We start from the raw sequence: 19473 nt of genomic DNA on the forward strand, positions 1-19473 counted from the left end.
TGGGCTCAGGCGTCTCGTGGGCTCAGGCGTCTTGTGGGCTCAGGCGGACTCGCGGACGACGAGCTCGGTGGGGAGGATCACCGGGTCGGCCGGGCCGCCCTTGAACAGGCCGAGCAGCAGCCGGACCATCGCGGCGGCCTGTTCGATGACCGGCTGCCTGATCGTGGTCAGCGGGGGCTCGGTGTAGCGGGCCGCCTCGATGTCGTCGAACCCGACCACGGCCACGTCGTCGGGCACCCGGCGGCCCGCCTGGCGCAGGGTCTGCAGCGCCCCGATGGCCATGAGGTCGTTGGCGACGAAGACGGCGTCGAGGTCCGGGTCGTCCTGCAGCAGGTGGCGCATGGCGACGGCGCCGGACTCACGGGTGAAGTCGCCGACGGCGACGATCGACCGCCGGTCGGACTCGCGCAGCGCGTCGCGATAACCCTTGAGCCGGTCCTGACCGCCGATCATGTCCTGCGGCCCGGCGATCGTGGCGATGCGCCGCCGTCCGCCGTCCAGCAGGTGGCGCACCGCCTTCTCCGCGCCGCCCACGTTGTCGTTGTCCACGTACGGCAGGGGCACCGGCACGGGCGGCCTGCCGTACGAGACGACGGGGACGCCCATCCGCGCGACGGCCGAGGGCAGCGGGTCGGCGCCGTGCATCGAGATCAGCATGACCCCGTCGACGTGGCCGCTGGCGATGTAGCGCTCGATCCTCGCGTGGCTCTGGGCCGAGCCGCCGAGCATGAGCACGACCTGCTTGTCGGCGGCCTCGAGCTCCACGCTGGCCGAGCGGATGACCGTGGAGAACATCGGGTCCTCCGAGAAGACCCTGGTCGGCGGCTCCGACACGACCAGCGCGATCGAGTCGGTCCGCTGGGTGACGAGGCTGCGCGCCGCCGAGTTGGGGACGTATCCCAGCTCGTCGACGGCGCGCATCACCGCATCCCTGATCTGCGGTGTCACCGTCATCTGCCCGTTGACGACCCGGGAGACGGTGGCGCGGGACACTCCCGCCCGCGCCGCTACCGCCTCCAGAGTGGGTCGTTTCATGCAGTCCCCCTTCGCCGTGCCCGGCGAGTCACGCCGCGCCGCGCGCGGTCCGGGGGCCGCTCACGACGGGCAGTGGTCGTCAGGCACTCCCCAGCCCGTTGCGTTCGATGACGTCTCGATACCACAGCGCGCTGTCCTTGGGAACGCGTCGCTGGGTCTCGAAGTCGATGTACACGATGCCGAACCTCTTGTGATAGCCGTAGGCCCACTCGAAGTTGTCCAGGAGCGACCATACGAGATAACCCCTCAGGTCCGCACCGGCGGAGATCGCGGCGTGCGCCGCCCGCAGGTGGCCGTCGAGGTAGCCGATCCGGTCGTCGTCGTGCACCTCGTCACCCGTGAGGTGGTCGTCGAAGGCCGCGCCGTTCTCCGTGACGAGCAGCCCGACCTCGGGATAGTCGCGCGACAGCCGTACGAGCAGGGTGTTGAGGCCGGACGGCTCGATGGGCCAGTCCATCGCGGTCGTCGGGCCGGTCGGCGGCTCGAACCGGATGCCCTCGGTGCCGGGGAAGGCGGGGTTCGCCGGCTCGCCGGGCGCGGCCGACACGAAGGACGGGTTGTAGTAGTTGATGCCGAGCAGGTCGATCGGCTGGTGGACGACGGCCAGGTCGCCGTCCCGGATGTGGCCGAGGCCGCCGTGGCGGGCGGCGATCTCCAGCACCTCCTCCGGGTAGCGCCCCCGCAGCGCCGGGTCGAGGAACTGCCGGTTCAGCAGCGCGTCCACGAATGCGGCCTCCTCGTGGCCGTCCGTCTGGATCACGGGAGAGAGGTTGAGGGTGAGCGCGATCTCGGCGGCCCCGGCCGCGCGCAGGGCCCGCGCCGCCAGGCCGTGAGCGAGCAGCAGGTGGTGTGCGGCGCGGAACGCGGCGGCCGGGTCGCGCCTGCCTGGGGCGTGGACGCCGGAGCAGTAACCGAGGAAGGCGGCCACCCACGGCTCGTTCAGCGTCGTCCAGGTGCGGACGCGGTCGCCGAGCCGCTCGTGCACGACGGCGGCGAAGTCGGCGAAGCGCTGCGCCGTGTCCCGCGTTGCCCAGCCGCCGGCGTCCTCCAGCGCCTGCGGCAAATCCCAGTGATACAGCGTCGGGTACGGCCTGATGCCGTGGGCGAGCAGCTCGTCCACGAGGCGGTCGTAGAAGCCGAGACCCGCGGCGTTGACCTGCCCCGCCCCGGTGGGCAGGACGCGCGGCCAGGCCACCGAGAACCGGTAGGCCGCCAGGCCCAGACCGGCCATGAGCCGTACGTCCTCGGCATAGCGGTGATAGTGGTCGCAGGCGACGTCGCCGGTGTGGCCGTCGGCGACGTTGCCCGGGACCCTGGAGAAGGTGTCCCAGATCGAGGGGCCCCTGCCGTCCTCGGCGGCGGCGCCCTCGATCTGGTAGGCCGCGGTGGCGGCGCCCCAGACGAAGCCGTCAGGGAAGATCATCGTCGACGATCCGGTCCCCCGAGTGGCCGTGGTCGTCGCCGTCATCCCTTCACAGCTCCCTGCATGATCCCTCCGATGATCTGTTTGCCGAGCAGGACGAAGACGAGCACCAGCGGCAGGGTCGCCACCGCCGTGCCCGTGAGGCCGAGCGTGAAGTCGCGCACGTAGCCGCTGGCGAGCTGCGACAGCGCCACCTGCACGGTCGGATTGTCGGGTGTGAGCACCACCAGCGGCCAGAAGTAGTCGTTCCACGCCGTCATGAACGTGAGCATGCCGAGCACCGCCGCGGCCGGCCGGGCGGCCGGGATCACGACGTGCCAGAACAGCCGGGCCGTGCTGCACCCGTCGATACGGCCCGCCTCCAGCAACTCGGTCGGCAGCGCGCGGCTCAGATACTGCGTCATGAAGAACACGCCGAACGCGTTGACCAGCGCGGGGACGATCACGGCGTACATCGTGCCGGTCCACTCCAGCTTGATCATCAGCATGTAGAGCGGGATGATGCCGAGCTGCGCCGGGACCATCATCGTCACGACCGTCATCAGCAGCAGCATGTTGCGGCCGCGGAAGCGCAGCTTGGCGAACGCGAAGCCGGCCAGGGTCGAGAAGAACATCACCGACACGGTGATCGTCCCCGCGACGACGAACGAGTTGAGCAGCGCCAGCGCGAACGGCGCGGTGTCGAAGACCCGCCGCACGTTGGCGAAGAAGTTGCCGCCCGGCAGCAGCGGCGGCGGCACCTCGGCCAGCGCCGCGTTGTCGTGCGAGGCGACGACCACGCTCCAGTAGACGGGGAACGCCGAGAAGAACGCCACCGCCACCAGGGTCAGATAGGTGAGCGGACGAGCGCGCAGCGACCTAAGCATCGAGTCCTCCACGCATGCGCCGTACGACGAGATAGTTGACGCCCACGACCACGACCACGAGCAGGAACATCACCCAGGCCGCCGCCGAGGCGTAGCCGAACTCGAAGCTGCGGAAGCCCTTCTCGTACAGGTAGAGGGCCAGGGTCTGGAACTGGCGGTCGGTGCCGCCCGTGACCGCCGCGCCGTTGCTGACCTGCGCGCCGAACAGCAGCGGCTCGGCGATGATCTGCATCGACCCGATCGTGGTGACGATGACCGTGAAGACGACGGTCGGCCGGATCATCGGGAGCGTGATGCCCCACAGCTGCCTGAGGCTGGACGCGCCGTCGAGGGTCGCCGCCTCGTAGATCTCCCTGGGCACGGCCTGCATGGCGGCGAGGTAGATGAGCGCGTTGTAGCCGGTCCACCGCCACATGATCATGACGGCGATGGCGACGTGCGAGGAGGCCACGCCCGCCTGCCAGTCGATCCGGCCGGCCCCGAGCCAGTCGAGCACCATGTTGACCAGCCCGAAGTCGCGCCCGAAGAGCTGGCTGAAGATGACGACCACGGCCACGACGCTGGTCACGTTGGGCAGCAGGAGCGTGATGCGAAACAGCGTCTGTGCCCGCAGCGGCCGGTTCAGCAGGTGCGCCAGCACGAGCGCGAGCAGCAGCTGGGGCACGGCGGACAGCACGCCGATCGACAGCGTGTTGAACGCCGCGTTCCAGAAGTAGCCGTCGGCGAACAGCGCCGCGTAGTTGTCCAGGCCGACGAAGGGGTTGTCGCTGCTCAGCAGGTTCCAGTCGTGCAGCGACACCCAGGCCGTGTAGACGAGCGGGAAGACGCCGAAGGCCGCGAAGAGCAGGAAGAACGGCGCGACGTACGCGTACGGCGAGACGTGCAGATCGAGCCGGTGCAGCGTGGAGCCCCGGCCCGACGCCGCTCGCGCGCGCGCCGGGGCGGGCGAGGCGGCCGGTGGGCCGCCGGGGGAGGGCGCCGCGGTCCGCAGGGACCCGCCCGGGGGTGATGCCATGGGAGATCCTCCTCTGGACGGGGCCCCGGCGCCGACAACCCGAGCGGATCGGATCGCCTGAGCCGATCGCCGGTCGCTGAGCCGGTCGCTGATCCGGTCGACTGGGGCCCCGCCTGCGACGGACTACTTGATGCCTTCCACGTCCTTGAGGACCTGGGCCCACGCCTCGTCGGGCGACTGCTTGCCCTGCTCGACCCGGCCGATGCCGTTGCCGATGGCCGTACGCACGTCGCCCTCGCGGGGGCCGAGGTGCTGCGGCTTGAGGTTCTTCGCGGCGTCGGAGTAGATCCTGCCGACGGGGGCGTCGTTGAAGAAGTCCTTCGTGAAGTTCTGGATGTCCGGCTGGTCGTACAGCGACGGGATCGACGGGAAGTTGCCGATCGCCTTGAACACCGCGGCCTGGTTCTGCGCCGAGGTCAGGAAGTCGATCAGCTCGGCGGCCTCCTTGGGGTGCTTGCTCTGCTTCGGCACCGTGAGATGGGAGCCGCCCGAGTTGCCCGCGCCGCCGGGCACGGTGGCGATGTCCCACTTGCCGGCCGCGTTCTTGGCCTGGTCCTGGATGTACGCCGTCATCCAGGCGGGGCAGATCACGGTCGCGAACGAGCCCTTGGCGAAGCCGGTGTTCCACTCCGGCGTGAACGCGCCGATCTCGGCGGACAGGCCGGCGTCGATCATCTGGACCGACAGGTCCCACGCCTTCTTCACGTCGGGGTTGGTGGCGACGACCACGTTGTCCTGCGCGTCGTACACGCCGACCGGGGCCTGGGCGATGATGGCCCGGAAGATCTCGCCGGGGCCGTCGAAGAACTTCGCGTCCTTGGGCGTCTTGGCGGCGAACTTCCTGCCGGTCTCGATGTACTGCTCCCAGGTGGGCCACAGGGCCGACACCTCGTCGCGCTCGCTCGGCAGCCCGGCCTTCTCGAACAGGTCGGTGCGGTAGCACATGGCCAGGCCGCCGACGTCGGTGCCGAGGCCGACGAGCGCGCCGTTGGGGGCGAGGCCCTGCTGCCACTTCCAGTCGAGATACTCGCCCTGCCGCTTGTCGAGGCCGTATTGCCGCAGGTCGTGGAACTTGTCCGGCTGCGAGGTGAACTGGCTGATGTAGCCCACCTCGATCGCCTCGACGTCGGCGGCGCCCGCGCCGGTGGCCAGGTGCGCGGCGAGGTTCGTGTGGTGGTCGGCGTACGCCGCCTGGCGCTCCTCGATCTCGACGTTCGGGTGCGTCTTCCTGAACTCCTCGTAGAGCGGCTTGAAGCCGAAGTCGCCGAAGAGCCCGACGCTGAGCTTGATCTTCTCCGTGGACTGGCCGCCGCTGGTCGTGGAGCCGGACCCGCCCCCGCCGCACGCCGTGAGCGTGAGCAGGGAGGCGGCGAGCATGGGGGCGACGAACCGGACCATCCGGCGGCCCGCGTGGGGAGTGCCCATGAACCCTCCTTGGGTTCCCGCATTTAATTGATCATGAAGAGAGCGCTCTCGCACAAGATTGGGAGTCGCTCGTGAGGGCGTCAAGGGCTGGATCAGTAACGATTCCCGTTATCTGAGGATGGTGTTACACCTGGTGGAAGCGCTCCCACGGTTATCGGCGCAGGAAGACGGCCGTCCGGTGCCGAACGTGCTCCCCGGGATGGATGAGAAAGCGTTCTCTCGCTTGGGGCGTTGCTGGAGGGATGTCCGTGCGAATCGGCGGGTGTGGCCGCGCGGCTTCAGCCGGCCGGGCGGGTCAGGGTCTCCCGATAGCGCTGCGGGCTCACGCCGTGTTCCCGCTTGAAGGCCGCGCTGAGCGCGAACGCCGTACCGTAGCCGACCCGCCGCGCCACGGCCTCCAGCGTCGCGTCCGTCTCGCGCAGCAGGTCGGCCGCCTGCGCCAGCCGCAGCCCGGTCAGATAGGCCATCGGCGGCTCGCCGACCAGCTTCGCGAACCGCTGCGCCAGCGCGGCGCGGGAGACGCCCGCCCGGCCCGCCAGCTCGGCGACCGTCCAGGGATGCGCCGGGTCGGCGTGCAGCATCCGCAGCGCCGGCCCGACCACCGGGTCGCCGTGCGCCCGATACCACCCCGGCGCCTGGGCGTCCGGCCGGGAGAACCACGTGCGCAGCACGGCGATCAGCAGCAGGTCGAGCAGGCGGTCGAGCACCACCTCCTGGCCCGGCTCGTCCTTGCCGATCTCCTTGCCGAGCAGCGTGACGAGGGAGCCGTCCCACGAGTCGCCGCGCAGCACCAGCAGCGTGGGCAGCGCGGCCAGCAGCCGCCGGGTGACCGCGCCGCGCATCTGGTAGGCGCCGACGAGCAGCACGGCCGACCCGTCCGGGTCGTTGCCCCAGGTGCGCGTGCCCAGGTCCATCTCCCCCGACAGGGCGCGGCCGTCCGGGGTGGTGCACACCTGCCCGGGGTGGATCACCACCTGCGGCGTGGTCGCCGGGTCGTCGGCGACCGTGTAGTGACCGGGGCCGCGTACGACCGCCACGTCGCCGGGCCCCACCCGTACGGACCGGTCGTCGTCGGGCATGATCCACGCCTGGTCGCGCACCATCGCGACCAGGCACAGCGGCGCCTCGTCCTGGATTCGCAGTGACCAGGGCGGGCTCAGGGTCGCCCGCAGCAGGAAGGCTCCCCGCGCCCGGGGGCCGTCGAGGAGATCGGCCAGCGCGTCCATGGCCAGATCGTAGACGGCCGCATATGCGGTCGAGCGTCTCGGCGATGTCGCCGGGAGCGGCCCGCCGGTTGACTGATCGCCATGACGACGACAGCGCACAATCCGCTCATCTCCACCGCCGGTGTCCGCGCCCGGGCCGTGGCGGAGGCGTCATGACATACCTTCTGGCCGCCGTCGCGGCGGGCCTGTCCATGCTGATGACCGCCGGGATGGCGGGCACGTTCTTCGGGTTCTCGGTCGGGGTCATGCCGGGCCTGAACGCCGCGCCGGCCTCCTCGGCGATCGACGCGATGAACGCCGTCAACATCAAGATCCAGAACCCGGTGTTCCTGGCGGCGTTCCTCCTCGCCCCGGTGGCCGCCCCGGTGGCCGCGGCGGGGGCGGGCGGCCTGTTGCTGGCCACCCCTCGCTCCGGCGCGGCCTGGCCGTTCTTCGCGGCGGCCGCGGTGTACGTCGTCGGCGTGCTCCTGGTCACGGGCGCCGTGAACGTGCCGATGAACAACGCCCTGGCCGCCGCCGCGGCCCACGGCGACCCGGCGGAGGCCGCCGCCCGGATCTGGGCGGACTACTCGGCCCGGTGGACCACGTGGAACACCTGGCGAGCCGTGGCCGGCGGGGTGAGCCTGCTGCTCATGGGCTACGGCGCCTACCGCTGGGGCCGCGGCGCCTGACCTCTCGACGGTTAACATAACCTAGGTTAATTTGGACGGGTGTACTCCGACATCGTGATCCTCCGAGGGCTGCTCAACACGCCGAAGCACGGCTACGAGATCAAGAAGTACATCGAACGCGTCACCGGCGGCCTGCTCAACAACAACACGCTCTATCCCGCCCTGCGGCGCTTCGAGCAGCGCGGTGAGATCGAGAAGGTGGCGGAGGAGACCGCCCCGGGCCGTCCGCCGAGGACCGTCTATCGGATCACCGACAAGGGGCGTGAGCGGCTGCGGGCGCTGCTGGGCACGGCCGACACGACGCTCCTGACGAAGGACGAGGAGTTCCAGGTCAGGGTGGGCCTGTTCGACCTGCTGCCCGAGCTCGACCGCCGCAGGATCATCGAGGTGCGCCGGGAGTGCGTGGAGCACTCGCTGGCGGCGCAGGAGGAGATGGCCGCGGCGGCCGGACACGAGCCGTGGGGCCTGCGCGTCCTCCGCTTCAACATCGAGCGCCACCGGCTCGAACTGGCCTGGCTGGACGAGCTGGAGGCGGCGCTCCCGCAGCGGTCGCCGTCGCCGGGGGAGTCGGCATGACGACGGGCGCCGGGGCCGGCGGGCCCACCCGCCTGATGTCGCTCGGGCTCGTCGCGGGCCCGATCCTGTCGATGGTCGACTCGTCGGTGGTCAACCTCGCGGTGCCCGACCTGACCCGCGAGCTCGGCCGGCCTCTGGACGTCGTGCAGTGGGCCGTGAGCGGCTACCTGCTCGCCCTGGCGGTCGGCCTTGGCCTGACGTCCTACCTGGCCAGAAGGTTCGGGCTGGTTCCGACGTACATCGGCAGCCTGGTCCTGTTCACGCTCGCGTCCGCCGCGTGCGCGCTGAGCCCCGACGCCGGCACGCTGATCTGCTGCAGGGCACTGCAGGGCCTGGGCGGCGCGCCGCTCGTCCCGCTGGCGATCGGCCTGCTCATCGGGGAGGGCGGAGCCGCGACGGGCGCGCGCGGCAGGGTGCCGCTCGCCGCGGGTCTCGCGTTCTTCGCGGCGCCCGCCCTCGGCGTCTCCCTGGGCGGCCTGCTGATCGGCGCGTACGGCTGGCGCTCGATCTTCCTGATCAACCTGCCGATCGGGCTGCTCGCCCTGCCCGGCGCGTTCGCGGCCTATCGGGCGGGTCTCGGCGTGCGGGGCGACCGCGCCGTACGGCCGGACCTGCCGGGGCTGGTCCTGCTGGCGACCGGACTCGGGCTGGCGACCTATGGAGTCGAACGGGTGGCGGCCCACGGCTGGGCCACCCCGTCATGGCCGGCCGGTCTGGCGCTCCTGGCCGCCTACGTGCTGTGGGCCCGCCGCCGCCCGCGGGCCGCCCTGGCGCTCGACCTGGTGCGGGACGGGGCGCGGGCGGCGACCCTCGCGCTGTGCGCGGTGTCGAGTGTCGTGCTGTTCGCCGTGCTGTTCCTCGCGCCGCTCTATCTCCAGACGATCCAGCACCACTCCAGCCTCGTCACCGGGCTCGCGCTCCTGCCGCAGGGCCTGGCCATGGGACTGTCCGCCCCGCTCGGCCAGAGGGTGGCCGAGCGGCGGTCGGTGCGGTTCGCGGTGGTGCTCGGGATGGTGCTCCTGACGGTGATGACCGGGCTGATGGCGCTGTTCACGCCGGACACGCCCGTGTGGCTCACCACGCTCGTCCTGTGCGGACGCGGCCTGGCCATCGGGTTCACGAGCCAGCCGCTGGTGATCTCGCTGCTGGGCGGCCTGGCGCCGGAACGCGTCCCCGACGCCAACACGCTGTTCAGCGTGGCGCAGCGGCTCGCGGGATCGTTCGGGATCGCCCTGCTCGTCACGTTCTTCACCACCCGCGGCGCGGCGACGGGCTCGCCGCTCACGGGCTTCCACGAGACCGCCCTGGTCCTGGCCGCGACCGCGCTGCTGGGCACGCTGGGCGCGACCAGGCTCCGCCTGCCGCAGGTCTCTTGACATCGATGGCGGGGTGCCTCCGGGTCCTCGCAGGAAGTGAATTGGAGAGCGCTCTCTCATCGCCGCCTACACCGGGTGTCGTGTGCTGAGAACGCTCTCTTGGATTTCACAGATCCTCTTGACGGGCGTGAGATTCAGAGGGGACAGTGTCGCTCAAGCGGTCCGCGATCGCGGTGCGCGGGCCCTCACGACCCTCTCCGGACACCGCCGTCCGGCCCCGCGGACGTTCGCCGTCTCCGCTGCGTGAGGCCACCCGCAACCCCCCAATCCCCCCGCCGCGACGACCGGACCGAGGAGAGAGGTACTCATGCGTGTGCTCCACTCCCCATGGCGGCGCTCGGCGCTGGCGCTGCTCGCCGTGGCCGCCGCGGTCCTGGCCCTCGCCGTACGGCCCGCCGACGCGTCGGTGCCCGCGACGCCGTCCGGCTGGTCGCTCGTCTGGTCGGATGACTTCAACGGCGCGGCCGGAACGCTTCCGTCGTCCACCAACTGGATCATCGACACCGGTCACTCGTACCCCGGAGGCCCGGGCAACTGGGGCACCGGCGAGATCCAGAACTACACGGCCGACCCGGCCAACGTCAGCCTTGACGGCTCCGGCAACCTGCGCATCACGCCGATCGGCAGCGGCCAGAACTGGACCTCCGCCCGGATCGAGACCCGCCGTACGGACTTCAAGCCCGAGGCCGGGCGGATCCTGCGGATCGAGGGCCGCATCCAGATGCCGAACGTGACGGGCAACGCCGCACTCGGCTACTGGCCGGCCTTCTGGGCGCTGGGCTCGCCGTACCGCGGCAACTACCAGAACTGGCCGGCCATCGGCGAGTTCGACATCATGGAGAACGTCAACGGCATCAACTCGGTCTGGGGCGTGCTGCACTGCGGCGTGAACCCGGGCGGGGCGTGCGGCGAGACCAACGGCATCGGCGCCAGCCGGGCCTGCCCGGGTTCGACCTGCCAGTCGGCCTTCCACACCTACCGCTTCGAGTGGGACCGCAGCGTCACCCCCAACCAGCTCCGGTGGTACGTGGACGGCCAGCAGTTCCACAGCATCAGCCAGAGCCAGCTCGACGCCACGACGTGGTCGAACATGACCTCCCACTCCGGCTACTTCCTCCTGCTCAACGTCGCCATGGGCGGCGGCTTCCCCAACGGCGTCGCCGGGTTCTCCACGCCCACGTCCGCCACCGTGTCCGGACGGCCGATGGTGGTCGACTACGTGGCCGTGTGGCAGAGCGGCGCGACGAGCAGCCCGCCGCCGAGCTCGCCCCCGCCGACCGGCGGTGGCGTGGACGCGCGCTCCATCATCCAGGCGGAGAACTACCAGGCGCAGAGCGGCACGCAGCTTGAGGCGACCCAGGACACCGGCGGCGGGCAGAACGTCGCCTACATCTCCAACGGCGACTGGCTGCGCTTCGACGGAGTGAACTTCGGCTCGACGGCGGCGCGGCAGTTCAAGGCCAGGGTCGCCTCCGGTGCGGCGGCCGGCGTGAGCGGCCTCGTACAGGTCAGGCTCGACAGCCCGACGGCGACCCCGATCGGCGACTTCGCCGTCGCCAACACCGGCGGCTGGCAGAGCTGGACGACCGTGCCGGCCAACATCGCGCCGACGACCGGCACCCACACCGTCTACATCACCTTCAGCAGCGGCCAGCCGGCCGACTTCGTCAACCTCAACTGGTTCACGTTCGCCACGTCCTGACCCGTCCCGCCGTCACGCCCAGGGCGGGGGCCGCTACCGGTCCCCGCCCACGGCCGGGCGTACGTCACTCGGTGGGCTCGACCGTCTCCGGCGACGGCGACTCCTCAGGCGTGCCGGTCTCGCCCGGCGTGGCGGGCGCCGTCGGCGTCTGCGGGGTCTGCTCCGGGGGCGCGGTGCCTCCGCCGTGCCCCGGCAGGGCCGGGCGGCTGGCGTCCGCGACGATGATCGCCCGCGGGCTGTCGCCGGTCGTGCCGATGACCCACACCTGGTCGCCCTGCTGGATCCCCTGCAGGCCCTTTGAGTCCGCGACGACCCTGGTCGACTCGTCGACCGTGTAGGTGCGGCCGTCCACCGTCACGGCGCCGCTCCGCACCGACTCCACCGCGCCGGTCTGGCTGGTGAAGGTCTGGTAGTCGCCGGCCCGGCTGCGCTGGCCGGCCGGTCCGAGATGGAGCAGCGCGAGCTCGGTCATGCCGAACTGCTCGGGACCCGACCGGAGCTGTCCCCCCTGGGCGTACGGCGTCTGGTCCTGCCCCGGTGCGCTCGCGGCGGCGAGGCCGGCTCCGGTGGCGACGGTGAGCGCCGCGGCGATTCCGAGCAGAAGCCGGGGCCGTCTGCGATGAGGTTTCGGCGGCTTGCTGGAGATGGTCATCGGTGTGCTCCCTCCACCCCGCGCCGGAGCACGACACGACCCGGTGCACATGGCACGGTGCGGCCTGGCGTGGGCGGCGCGGCTGGAATGTGCGCGCATGACGTGAGCGGACGCGACCGTGGCGCGGAACGTCCGCGGGAAGGACGCGCCGGGCGTACGCGGACGCGCATGGAGCGCGCGGCACCGCGAACCCGTCGCGGAGGGCCCGCCAGTGGCATTCCCGGCCGGGCCGTCAGGTCGATCCGTCCGGTCAGCCGCCGGCCCGCGCCGGTCGGCCCGCCTTCGGATCCCCTGGCCGCCCTACCCCATCGAGTACGGCGTTCACCACCCGCTCGGTAAAGCCATCGTCCAGAGGCAATTGCCGGAATACCACCCGCAGCCAGACCGCGCCGGCGAGCAAATCCATGATCATCATCGGGTCGGCGGAGTCGCCGAGCTCGCCGCGTTCCCGTGCCCGTTCGAAGATCGGCTGCTCCCTGGCGAACCGGTCGGCGAAGAAGCCCTTGGCCGCCTCCGCCAGCTCGGGGCTGTTGACGGCCGCGCCGAGCGCCGCGACGGCGATGTCCGCCGCCGGGGGAGTGGTCAGCAGCCAGGCCAGGCCGTCCAGCAGCGCCTGCAGGTCGCCCCGCAGGCTCCCGGTGTCGGGCACGTCGAAGTCGAGCGTCCGCGCCTCGACCAGCGCCGCGCCGAGCAGCGCGGCCTTCGACGGCCACCACCGGTAGATGGTCGTCTTGTTGACCCCCGACCGTTCGGCCACGCCCTCGATCGTCAGGCCCTCGTAGCCCTTCTCCGCCAGCAGGCTCAGTGCGGCGTTGAGGATGTCGTCCTTCTTACGTGGGGCCATGCGGGGGAGCTTACTGCAACGCACCGTTGTGTTTTAATGACATATGCAACGCAACGTTGCGTTGTGATTGGAGGAGGTGCGTCATGAGCCTGCCGGTGGTCTTCATTCACGGCATCCGGTTGAGCGGCACGATGTGGTCCCCGGTCAGGGCGCTGCTGCGGGCTCCGTCCGCCGCGCCCGACCTGCCCGGCCACGGCCGCCGCCGCGGCCTGCCGTACGACACGGAGGCGGCCTGCGACGTCGTCGCGGAGACGATCGCCGACATGGGCGGGCGGGCCCTCGTCGTAGGGCTGTCCCTCGGCGGCTACGTGGGCATCGCCACCGCGGCCCGGCATCCCGGCCTGGTCGCCGGCCTGGTCGCGATGGGCTGCACGGCCCGGCCGGACGGGCCCATGGCGGACGTCTACCGGTTCGCCGGGCGCCTGGCCGCCCGCAATCCCAGGCTCGCCGACCGGGTGAGCCGCTTCGCGCTGCGCCGGATGCTGCCCGGGGCCGCCGGCGAAGCCATGATCGAGGGCGGGCTGAGCAGCGAGGTCGTGGCGTCCGTCGTCGCGGCGGTCACGGCGGAGGACCCCCTCGCCTCGCTGGCCGCCTACCCCGGCCGGGTCTGGCTGGTGAACGGCGCCCGCGATCACTTCCGGGTCGACGAACTGGCGTTCCTGCGGGCCTGCGCCGACGGCAGCCTCTTCCACATCCAGGGCCGGGGCCATCTGACCGTGCTCGCCAACCCCGCCCGGCTGGCCCGCTTCATCGACAAGGCGGCCGAGGACGTGTCCGTCCGCGCGGCCTGATCACGCCCGTGCCGTACGCCCGGCCCCGCTCAGAGCGCGCCGGGGCTCTTGGCCAGGTCCCGTACGATCTGGATCAGCTCGGCCGGGTCGAACGGCTTGGTGAGATAGGCGTCGACGCCGATGTCGTAACCCCGCCTGCGGTCGTCCTCCTGGGCACGAGCGGTGATGAGCATGACCTTGATGTGCCGGGTGCTCGGGTCCTCCCGCAGCCGCGTGGCCGTCTCCCAGCCATCAAGGCGCGGCATCATCACGTCGAGCGTGATCACATCGGGATCCACGTCATGGACGCGGTCCAAGCAGTCCTGCCCGTCGTACGCGGTCTCGACCTCGAACCCCTCCAGGGTCAGGTTGACCGCTATGAGCTGCCGGATGACCTCGTCGTCATCCACGACCAGCACGCGTCCCAGAAGCTCGCCCACGGCGGCAAAGCTAGCCAATGAGACGGGGCGGGCGCGCGGTTTTCGCTGATCTACATCCCCGCGCTCCCTGCGGGCCGTAATGATGTCACGAGGGGCCTTCAAGTCCTGGTAGCCTTATCAGCGGTTGAGCCCCCTTAGCTCAGGGGATAGAGCACCGGCCTCCGGAGCCGGGTGCGCAGGTTCGAATCCTGCAGGGGGCACCAGACCTTGACCAGCGGATCAAGCCGCTGACCAGGGCGAAGAACACAGGAACGGGCGGGCCTCCAGTCTCACGGAGTCCCGCCCGTTCTCATTGGCGCTCGCTGGTTGTGGACCAGTTGTGGACCGGCTCTCACGGGGTCAACGCGGCCTCGATGCGGATGTTCTGCTCCTGGCGGCCGTCGAGGCACTTGGCGTAGCGCTTCAGGAGCACCTACACGCTGTTCCCCACGTGAGCGGCCCGCCTCGGACGCATCCACTCCGGCGTTGAGCCAGGCCGTCCCCGCCGTACCTGGCCTGAAGGTCTGCGGACGCGATCATCGCGATGGCCGCCGGAGGTTACGCTTGGCGCTGTGGCGGAGTTGAGTGGGGCGCAGTTGGATGCGCTGGTCGAGCAGGCCACCGTGGATGCCTATGACGACGATGAGCAGCTCTCCGCGCTCCACGTCATGATCGAGGACAATCTCGTGACGCCGTTCCGGACGACCGTCCTGGGTGTGGAGGTCACCGTCAAGAAGGTCAGGTTGCGCGAGGGGAGCGGGATCGTCGCGATCTGCGTACGGGGGCGGCACCAGCAGACGATCGGCATCCTCGATCTTCCGCTGCCGGATCCGCCGCCCCAGGGTTCTGAGTGGATAGAGGCCTACCGGCACAGGTGCCGCTGACGATGAGTGAATACCAGTACTACGAGTTCCTCGCGGTCGACCGCCCGCTGGACGCCCGGCAGCAGGCCGAGGTCCGTGCCCTGTCCACGCGGGCCCGCATCACCGCCACCGGCTTCACCAATGAGTACCACTGGGGCGCCTTCCGCGGTGATCCGCGTCGGATGATGGAGCGCTACTACGACGCCCACCTGTACGTGGCCAACTGGGGCACGCATCGGATGATGCTCCGGTTGCCGCGGGCCGTCCTGGGGTTGGACGCGGTCGAACGGTACTGCGTCGATGGCGGTGTAGAGGCGTGGGTCTTCGGCAAGCACCTCATCCTCGACTTCACCAGTGAGGACGAGGGAGGTGACTGGATCGACGGGGCCGAGGACTCGCTGCCGGCGATCATCGGGGTCCGGGCCGAGCTCGCCGCCGGTGACCTGCGCCCCCTCTACCTGGCCTGGCTGTCGGCGTTCGGTGCGTGGGAACGCGATGAGGACGCCTTCGACTACGGGTTCGAAGACGAGCTCGAACCGCCGGTGCCGGCAGGTCTGGGCTCGCTCAGCGCACCGCAGCGGGCGCTGGCCGACTTCCTGCGTCTCGATGCCGACCTGCTCGCGGTCGCGGCCGAGGCGAGCCCACCTCTCGCGACCGATCGTGATGATCCGCGAGAGCTGGCCACCTGGATCGAGAGCCTGCCGGTCAAGGAGAAGGACCGCTTGCTGGCGCGGGTCGTGCGGGACGAGACCGCACAGGTACGGATGGAGCTGCTGCGCCGGTTTCGCGGCGCACCGAAGGCCGGGGCGGAGAGCGGAGACGGTGGCCGCACCGTGGCCGAACTGCTGGATGGCGCGGCCGAACGGCGCGCGGAGCGAGAGCGGCAGGCCAAGGCACGGCGGGCCGAGGAGGAGGCCCGCCGTGAGCGGGAGCGGGCCGCGGCCCGGGAGGAGCGGCTGGCGGCGCTGGCCCGTGACGAGGACACGGCCTGGGAACGCGTCGACAAGTTGATCTTCACTCGGAAGCCGGGCGAATACGACGCGGCCGTCGACCTTCTGGTGGATCTGCGGACTCTGGCTGAGCGTGTCGCTCGGCTGGAGGAGTTCACGCGGCGGCTCACGTCGCTGCGCCGGGAACACTCGCGTAAGCCCAGCCTCATGGAGCGTCTCGATCGAGCGGGGCTCGTCGACCGGGTCAGGTCCTGAGAGGTTCAGCCCGCACCGGAGACGGAGAGCACCCTCGGACCTACGGGTTCGGGGGTTTCTTCGTGTAAGGGGGTTGGTAGTCGCGGGTGGAATCGATGGTCGGCTCGCGGAGCGGACGTCTAGTCTGGACGGCCGTCGGTCAGGTGGATGCGACGGAGCCCCGGGCTGAAGGCGGCGACGTGATCGGCGGTGCCGTGGTGCTCTTTCGAGGGCGTGAAGCGGCCTTCGCTGACCGCGACGTCGTATGCGCCGCCGAACGGGTACTCGGTCAGGATCCCGGACACCTCGTGCTGGCCTGCCCAGGCGAGTCCGGTGTCCAGCGTCTCGAACACGCCGGAGGCGTATCGGGCGTCGTAACCGTGGAAGATCCAGACGACTGGCCTGAGCGGACTGCGCTGGTCGGCGGTGGGCCTGCGGCGCAGGCCCTCGGGCGTGAACGAGAAGGCGTCGGGGAAGGGGCCCGGCCGATGACGTACGGCGAGCAGCACCGGTTCGGGGTGCACACCCCGCAAACGGGCTGCGAAGGCGTTCCACAGGTGCAGGCAGATCAGGTCGTCGTCGTGATCGGCGGTCGTGTAGGCGAGGGTCTTGGGGAAGTACGGGTTTGTACCGCCGATCCACAGCGACGGGGGCCCGAACGTCTCGATGACCTCCGACAGCGTGCGGTCCTGCGTCACCCACCCGCCGATGTCGCCGCGCAACCGCTGGAACTCCGCCGCCGACAGCGCCCGATCCAGCTCCAGCCAGCCGAGACGATGAGCGATCTCGGCGTAGACGGAGGCCGTGGCCTCCCGCAGGGCGTCGGCGGGCAGGATGTCGCTGTAAGCGCCCATGACGCCCGTCGCGGTGGATGCGTGGCTTTCGTCTAGCCGATCGCACTCCGCCTGCCACCGCTCCAGGCTCCCGTCCACGGCGGCCATCGCCTCCAGCAGAAGGAGTTCGGGTATCTCATCCCTGCCGAACATGCCGGGGCGGCGAAGCACGTGGTTCACCTGATTCAGGTGATGTCGGCGCGCCTCATCCACAGGGGAATCCATTGCTCATCGCATCCGATCATGACACGCCACCGCGAGGTGCCTCAAAGCGTTCGAGGATCCAGCGGAGCTGATGCACCTGCTGGGCGCCGATCAGCGGCTCGGCTGCGTCGACCAACCGGCCGAGGAGGAGTGTCATCTCCTTGGTCGGCGCGTTGTAGGCGGTCGCGGCGCCGCGGCGTGCCCAGTCGTTCAGGTCGGCGTGTGCCCGGTGGCCGAGCTCCACGTCGCGGGTGACCAGTAGGTGGAGGTCGACGTGAACACGGGTCCAGGTGTCCTTTGCCCGGAGCTGCTCATAGGCCCCCAGCCGAACATGCGGCGGTGATTCGGCGGCCAGCAGTTCCCACAGCCGTACGGCCGGCACGGCGGCGGGCTCGCCGCGCAACGCCTGCTTGACCGCGCGGACGACCACTGGCGCAGGATCGGCGAGCATTCCGGCGATGCTGGCGGGGGATCCGCCCAGGCGGCGGACGGCGCGTACGGCCGCCGCCCGCATCCGGGGACTCGGGTGCTCCAGGAAAGGCAGGAGTATGTCCACATCCTGACGCGTGCCGCATTCGCCGAGGCCGGCGACCAGCGCACGAGCCCGGCCGGCCGGTGGGTCGTCAGCCAGGGCGTTCCGGTAGATCGCGGCGGGATCGCGGCCCGCGCGGCGGACCGCCCACTGCGCGGTGGCGCGCGTCATCGCCGATCGATGCGTCAGATGGGCCTCACCGGCTTCAGGGCGGCCGAGCTTCACCAGGGCGGTGAGCGCCTCGATCCCGACCTTCGCGCTTCCCTCCCTCAGCAACCTTTCCAGCACGTCGAGGCGCCGATCTCGGACGGCGTCGGCCACGAGCCGTTCCGCGCACAGGAGCCGGCAGACCACATCCCGTTCGTTCAGAGCGGCACGCATGACCTCCTCGTGCCGGGAACGGCCGGATTCCAGCCACAACCGGTACGCCAGACGCCGCACCCCGATGTCCTGGTGCGTACGGGCCGACGCCGGCACGCCGTCCGAGGCCGCCCGCAGCGCCTCCGCGACGGCCTCCACGGCATGCCCACCACGCGCCCACGATCCGATCGCAGTGGCGACACTCGCCGCCGCCAGCAACGCCGATGTCTCCGCCGACTTCAAAGCGGCGGTCAGCGACATGCGTGCGCGCTCACGCACCTGCGGCACCCAATCGGCGGTCCGCAGCACCAGGACGGGCAGCAGCAACCCGTCCGCAGCCGTGGCCAGGCCCGCGACCGCCGACTCCCTTTGGTGGCCGTCCCACGAACAGCCGGCCACCAGGGACGACAGCCGCTCGTCCTCCGGCAGCCGGGCCTTCGTCGCATGCCCGCCGTACGTCACCGCCGTCGTACGCAGTGCCCGGTCGAGCCCGATCCAGGTCTTCGCCCCGGCGACCGACAACATCGCCAGAACCTCGTCCGCCGGCTCCCGCCCGGCGGCGGCTGCGGCGACCCGCGTCGCCAGCCGGCCATACCCGGGAGCGTGGAACTCCCGGACCACGTGGATGGTCCCCGCCAGATGAGCGTTGAACTCCTCCAGCTCCTCCGCCGGAACCCACAGCTCCAGGATGGTCCGGCCGCCCGCCTGCCGCACCGGATAGCGGCGTGCGAAGTCCGCGTCGACCTCGAAACGTGTGACGAAACCGGCCCCCGACGCCGGGACGTTCCAGTCACGAGCGATCTTGATCGCGTACGCCTCGTTCAGCACGGGATAGAAAATCGGCTGATCGGGCAGCCGAGGCGGCCAGGCCCGCCACCCCGAGGCATGCACCAGCGCCAGCTCCGCGGGTCCCACCGGGCGCCACAACCTCAGCGTGGCCCGCCGGCCCGTACGCGGTCCGCTCTGCTTGCCGTTCACGAGAACCGAGTCTCACGATCCCGCCGGGCTCTGGCCACTGAATAACGAGCGGGCATCGCTGCCGCATACCTTGCGACGTGAGATCGACAATGGCAGCATGCGCCGATGCACCCATTACGGCTGATCGAATCGGTCCCGGGAAAATACTCGCTGTTGCTGGACGCGGGAACCACTCAGGTTGACGACGTCATCGAGGAGCTCGGTCACACGCCGAACGGATATTTCTGGGAAGGTGTCGCGCAGCTGCTCGTCAGCACCGAGGCCCCCGCTTTGGAAGGCCGGTTCTCCTACGACCCCGAAGGCGGCATGTTCTGCGCGGACGGAACGGACCGGAGCGCGCTGGAGGAATTGGGCACTCGTATGGCGGCCGTCGCGGCGGACGCCGACCGCATGCGGCGGCTCGTCACAGCCGCCGAGGCGGACGGGTTCGAGTTCGACGACTGACCCGCCCCGTCTGCCGGCTGCTCGATTCGGCGTACGACCTACGCCCATGCGCTGGGCCGAGCGGTCAGCGGCAGG

19 protein-coding genes, 1 tRNA gene and 1 pseudogene are annotated in these 19473 nt (G+C 70.8%); 9 read left to right on the top strand and 12 right to left on the bottom strand.

What is annotated here, in order from left to right; all coding sequences use genetic code 11:
- Positions 1-39: 39 nt before the first annotated feature.
- From HCK04_RS22170 to HCK04_RS22195, 6 genes are all read right to left on the bottom strand, one after another.
- A complete protein-coding gene (locus tag HCK04_RS22170; protein ID WP_142649288.1) occupies positions 40-1035 on the bottom strand; it encodes a LacI family DNA-binding transcriptional regulator in 996 nt (331 codons plus the stop codon).
- Between the two features lie 79 nt (positions 1036-1114).
- On the bottom strand, positions 1115-2503 hold the full coding sequence (locus tag HCK04_RS22175; RefSeq protein WP_240971677.1) for a GH1 family beta-glucosidase: 1389 nt from the start codon (positions 2501-2503) through the stop codon (positions 1115-1117).
- Positions 2500-3324: a carbohydrate ABC transporter permease gene (locus HCK04_RS22180; protein WP_142649289.1), complete on the bottom strand. Its 825-nt coding sequence runs from the start codon at positions 3322-3324 to the stop codon at positions 2500-2502. Before HCK04_RS22180 ends, HCK04_RS22175 begins: the two co-directional genes overlap by 4 nt.
- Positions 3317-4339 carry a sugar ABC transporter permease gene (locus HCK04_RS22185; protein ID WP_142649290.1) on the bottom strand — a complete coding sequence of 341 codons (1023 nt, stop codon included), beginning with the start codon at positions 4337-4339 and terminating at the stop codon, positions 3317-3319. The genes HCK04_RS22180 and HCK04_RS22185 overlap by 8 nt, the downstream gene beginning before the upstream one ends.
- Before the next feature lie 123 nt (positions 4340-4462).
- Positions 4463-5764: an extracellular solute-binding protein gene (locus tag HCK04_RS22190; RefSeq protein WP_142649291.1), complete on the bottom strand. Its 1302-nt coding sequence runs from the start codon at positions 5762-5764 to the stop codon at positions 4463-4465.
- Positions 5765-6042: 278 nt separating this feature from the next.
- A complete protein-coding gene (locus HCK04_RS22195; RefSeq protein ID WP_142649292.1) occupies positions 6043-6990 on the bottom strand; it encodes an AraC family transcriptional regulator in 948 nt (315 codons plus the stop codon).
- A gap of 152 nt (positions 6991-7142) precedes the next feature.
- Between HCK04_RS22195 and HCK04_RS22200 the strand changes: the two genes are divergently transcribed.
- The 4 genes from HCK04_RS22200 to HCK04_RS22215 all read left to right on the top strand — a co-directional run bounded on the left by HCK04_RS22200 (position 7143) and on the right by HCK04_RS22215 (position 11315).
- Entirely contained in the window at positions 7143-7661 is a 519-nt protein-coding gene (locus HCK04_RS22200) for an anthrone oxygenase family protein (RefSeq protein ID WP_142649293.1), read from the top strand.
- 39 nt (positions 7662-7700) lie between these two features.
- Positions 7701-8237: a PadR family transcriptional regulator gene (locus HCK04_RS22205; RefSeq protein WP_142649294.1), complete on the top strand. Its 537-nt coding sequence runs from the start codon at positions 7701-7703 to the stop codon at positions 8235-8237.
- Positions 8234-9613: a DHA2 family efflux MFS transporter permease subunit gene (locus HCK04_RS22210; protein WP_142649295.1), complete on the top strand. Its 1380-nt coding sequence runs from the start codon at positions 8234-8236 to the stop codon at positions 9611-9613. Before HCK04_RS22205 ends, HCK04_RS22210 begins: the two co-directional genes overlap by 4 nt.
- 307 nt (positions 9614-9920) lie before the next feature.
- Positions 9921-11315 (top strand): glycoside hydrolase family 16 protein, encoded by a 1395-nt coding sequence (locus HCK04_RS22215; protein WP_142649296.1) that lies wholly within the window; start codon positions 9921-9923, stop codon positions 11313-11315.
- A gap of 64 nt (positions 11316-11379) precedes the next feature.
- Here HCK04_RS22215 and HCK04_RS22220 read toward each other — a convergent pair whose 3' ends face one another.
- Both HCK04_RS22220 and HCK04_RS22225 read right to left on the bottom strand, forming a co-directional pair.
- Positions 11380-11967 (bottom strand): DUF5666 domain-containing protein, encoded by a 588-nt coding sequence (locus HCK04_RS22220; RefSeq protein WP_142649297.1) that lies wholly within the window; start codon positions 11965-11967, stop codon positions 11380-11382.
- Positions 11968-12217: 250 nt separating this feature from the next.
- Positions 12218-12811: a TetR/AcrR family transcriptional regulator gene (locus HCK04_RS22225; RefSeq protein WP_142649298.1), complete on the bottom strand. Its 594-nt coding sequence runs from the start codon at positions 12809-12811 to the stop codon at positions 12218-12220.
- A gap of 83 nt (positions 12812-12894) precedes the next feature.
- Between HCK04_RS22225 and HCK04_RS22230 the strand changes: the two genes are divergently transcribed.
- The gene (locus HCK04_RS22230; RefSeq protein ID WP_142649299.1) at positions 12895-13602 is read left to right on the top strand and encodes an alpha/beta hydrolase; all 708 of its coding nucleotides are present in this window, start codon (positions 12895-12897) and stop codon (positions 13600-13602) included.
- 29 nt (positions 13603-13631) lie between these two features.
- On the opposite strand, the gene HCK04_RS22235 is transcribed toward HCK04_RS22230, so the two are convergent.
- Entirely contained in the window at positions 13632-14021 is a 390-nt protein-coding gene (locus tag HCK04_RS22235) for a response regulator (protein WP_244313084.1), read from the bottom strand.
- 128 nt (positions 14022-14149) lie between these two features.
- Between HCK04_RS22235 and HCK04_RS22240 the strand changes: the two genes are divergently transcribed.
- The 3 genes from HCK04_RS22240 to HCK04_RS22250 all read left to right on the top strand — a co-directional run bounded on the left by HCK04_RS22240 (position 14150) and on the right by HCK04_RS22250 (position 16068).
- Positions 14150-14224, top strand: a tRNA-Arg gene (locus HCK04_RS22240).
- A gap of 348 nt (positions 14225-14572) precedes the next feature.
- Positions 14573-14884 (top strand): hypothetical protein, encoded by a 312-nt coding sequence (locus HCK04_RS22245; RefSeq protein ID WP_142649300.1) that lies wholly within the window; start codon positions 14573-14575, stop codon positions 14882-14884.
- Positions 14885-14886: 2 nt separating this feature from the next.
- On the top strand, positions 14887-16068 hold the full coding sequence (locus tag HCK04_RS22250; RefSeq protein WP_142649301.1) for a hypothetical protein: 1182 nt from the start codon (positions 14887-14889) through the stop codon (positions 16066-16068).
- A 119-nt stretch (positions 16069-16187) separates the two neighbouring features.
- Here HCK04_RS22250 and HCK04_RS22255 read toward each other — a convergent pair whose 3' ends face one another.
- The 3 genes and pseudogenes from HCK04_RS22255 to HCK04_RS42630 all read right to left on the bottom strand — a co-directional run.
- Positions 16188-17060, bottom strand: a complete 873-nt coding sequence (locus HCK04_RS22255) for a hypothetical protein (protein ID WP_142649302.1) — start codon at positions 17058-17060, stop codon at positions 16188-16190.
- 61 nt (positions 17061-17121) lie between these two features.
- Entirely contained in the window at positions 17122-18501 is a 1380-nt protein-coding gene (locus HCK04_RS44290) for a HEAT repeat domain-containing protein (RefSeq protein ID WP_312845759.1), read from the bottom strand.
- Positions 18502-18582: 81 nt separating this feature from the next.
- Positions 18583-18891, bottom strand: a pseudogene (locus tag HCK04_RS42630) (ADP-ribosylation/crystallin J1); the annotation flags it as partial.
- A 168-nt stretch (positions 18892-19059) separates the two neighbouring features.
- On the opposite strand from HCK04_RS42630, the gene HCK04_RS22265 reads away from it, so the two are divergent.
- Positions 19060-19398 carry an Imm51 family immunity protein gene (locus HCK04_RS22265; protein WP_142649304.1) on the top strand — a complete coding sequence of 113 codons (339 nt, stop codon included), beginning with the start codon at positions 19060-19062 and terminating at the stop codon, positions 19396-19398.
- The last annotated feature ends 75 nt before the right edge of the window (positions 19399-19473 follow it).

The sequence above is a fragment of the Microbispora sp. CL1-1 genome (genome assembly GCF_012034195.1).
Taxonomy (GTDB): domain Bacteria; phylum Actinomycetota; class Actinomycetes; order Streptosporangiales; family Streptosporangiaceae; genus Microbispora.

Coding starts and splice junctions, on each gene's coding strand:
- HCK04_RS22170 (WP_142649288.1), bottom strand. CDS start 1,035: ATGAAACGACCCACTCTGGAGGCGGTAGCGGCGCGGGCGGGAGTGTCC.
- HCK04_RS22175 (WP_240971677.1), bottom strand. CDS start 2,503: ATGACGGCGACGACCACGGCCACTCGGGGGACCGGATCGTCGACGATG.
- HCK04_RS22180 (WP_142649289.1), bottom strand. CDS start 3,324: ATGCTTAGGTCGCTGCGCGCTCGTCCGCTCACCTATCTGACCCTGGTG.
- HCK04_RS22185 (WP_142649290.1), bottom strand. CDS start 4,339: ATGGCATCACCCCCGGGCGGGTCCCTGCGGACCGCGGCGCCCTCCCCC.
- HCK04_RS22190 (WP_142649291.1), bottom strand. CDS start 5,764: ATGGGCACTCCCCACGCGGGCCGCCGGATGGTCCGGTTCGTCGCCCCC.
- HCK04_RS22195 (WP_142649292.1), bottom strand. CDS start 6,990: ATGGACGCGCTGGCCGATCTCCTCGACGGCCCCCGGGCGCGGGGAGCC.
- HCK04_RS22200 (WP_142649293.1), top strand. CDS start 7,143: ATGACATACCTTCTGGCCGCCGTCGCGGCGGGCCTGTCCATGCTGATG.
- HCK04_RS22210 (WP_142649295.1), top strand. CDS start 8,234: ATGACGACGGGCGCCGGGGCCGGCGGGCCCACCCGCCTGATGTCGCTC.
- HCK04_RS22215 (WP_142649296.1), top strand. CDS start 9,921: ATGCGTGTGCTCCACTCCCCATGGCGGCGCTCGGCGCTGGCGCTGCTC.
- HCK04_RS22220 (WP_142649297.1), bottom strand. CDS start 11,967: ATGACCATCTCCAGCAAGCCGCCGAAACCTCATCGCAGACGGCCCCGG.
- HCK04_RS22225 (WP_142649298.1), bottom strand. CDS start 12,811: ATGGCCCCACGTAAGAAGGACGACATCCTCAACGCCGCACTGAGCCTG.
- HCK04_RS22230 (WP_142649299.1), top strand. CDS start 12,895: ATGAGCCTGCCGGTGGTCTTCATTCACGGCATCCGGTTGAGCGGCACG.
- HCK04_RS22250 (WP_142649301.1), top strand. CDS start 14,887: ATGAGTGAATACCAGTACTACGAGTTCCTCGCGGTCGACCGCCCGCTG.
- HCK04_RS44290 (WP_312845759.1), bottom strand. CDS start 18,501: ATGTTGTCGGTCGCCGGGGCGAAGACCTGGATCGGGCTCGACCGGGCA.
- HCK04_RS22265 (WP_142649304.1), top strand. CDS start 19,060: ATGCACCCATTACGGCTGATCGAATCGGTCCCGGGAAAATACTCGCTG.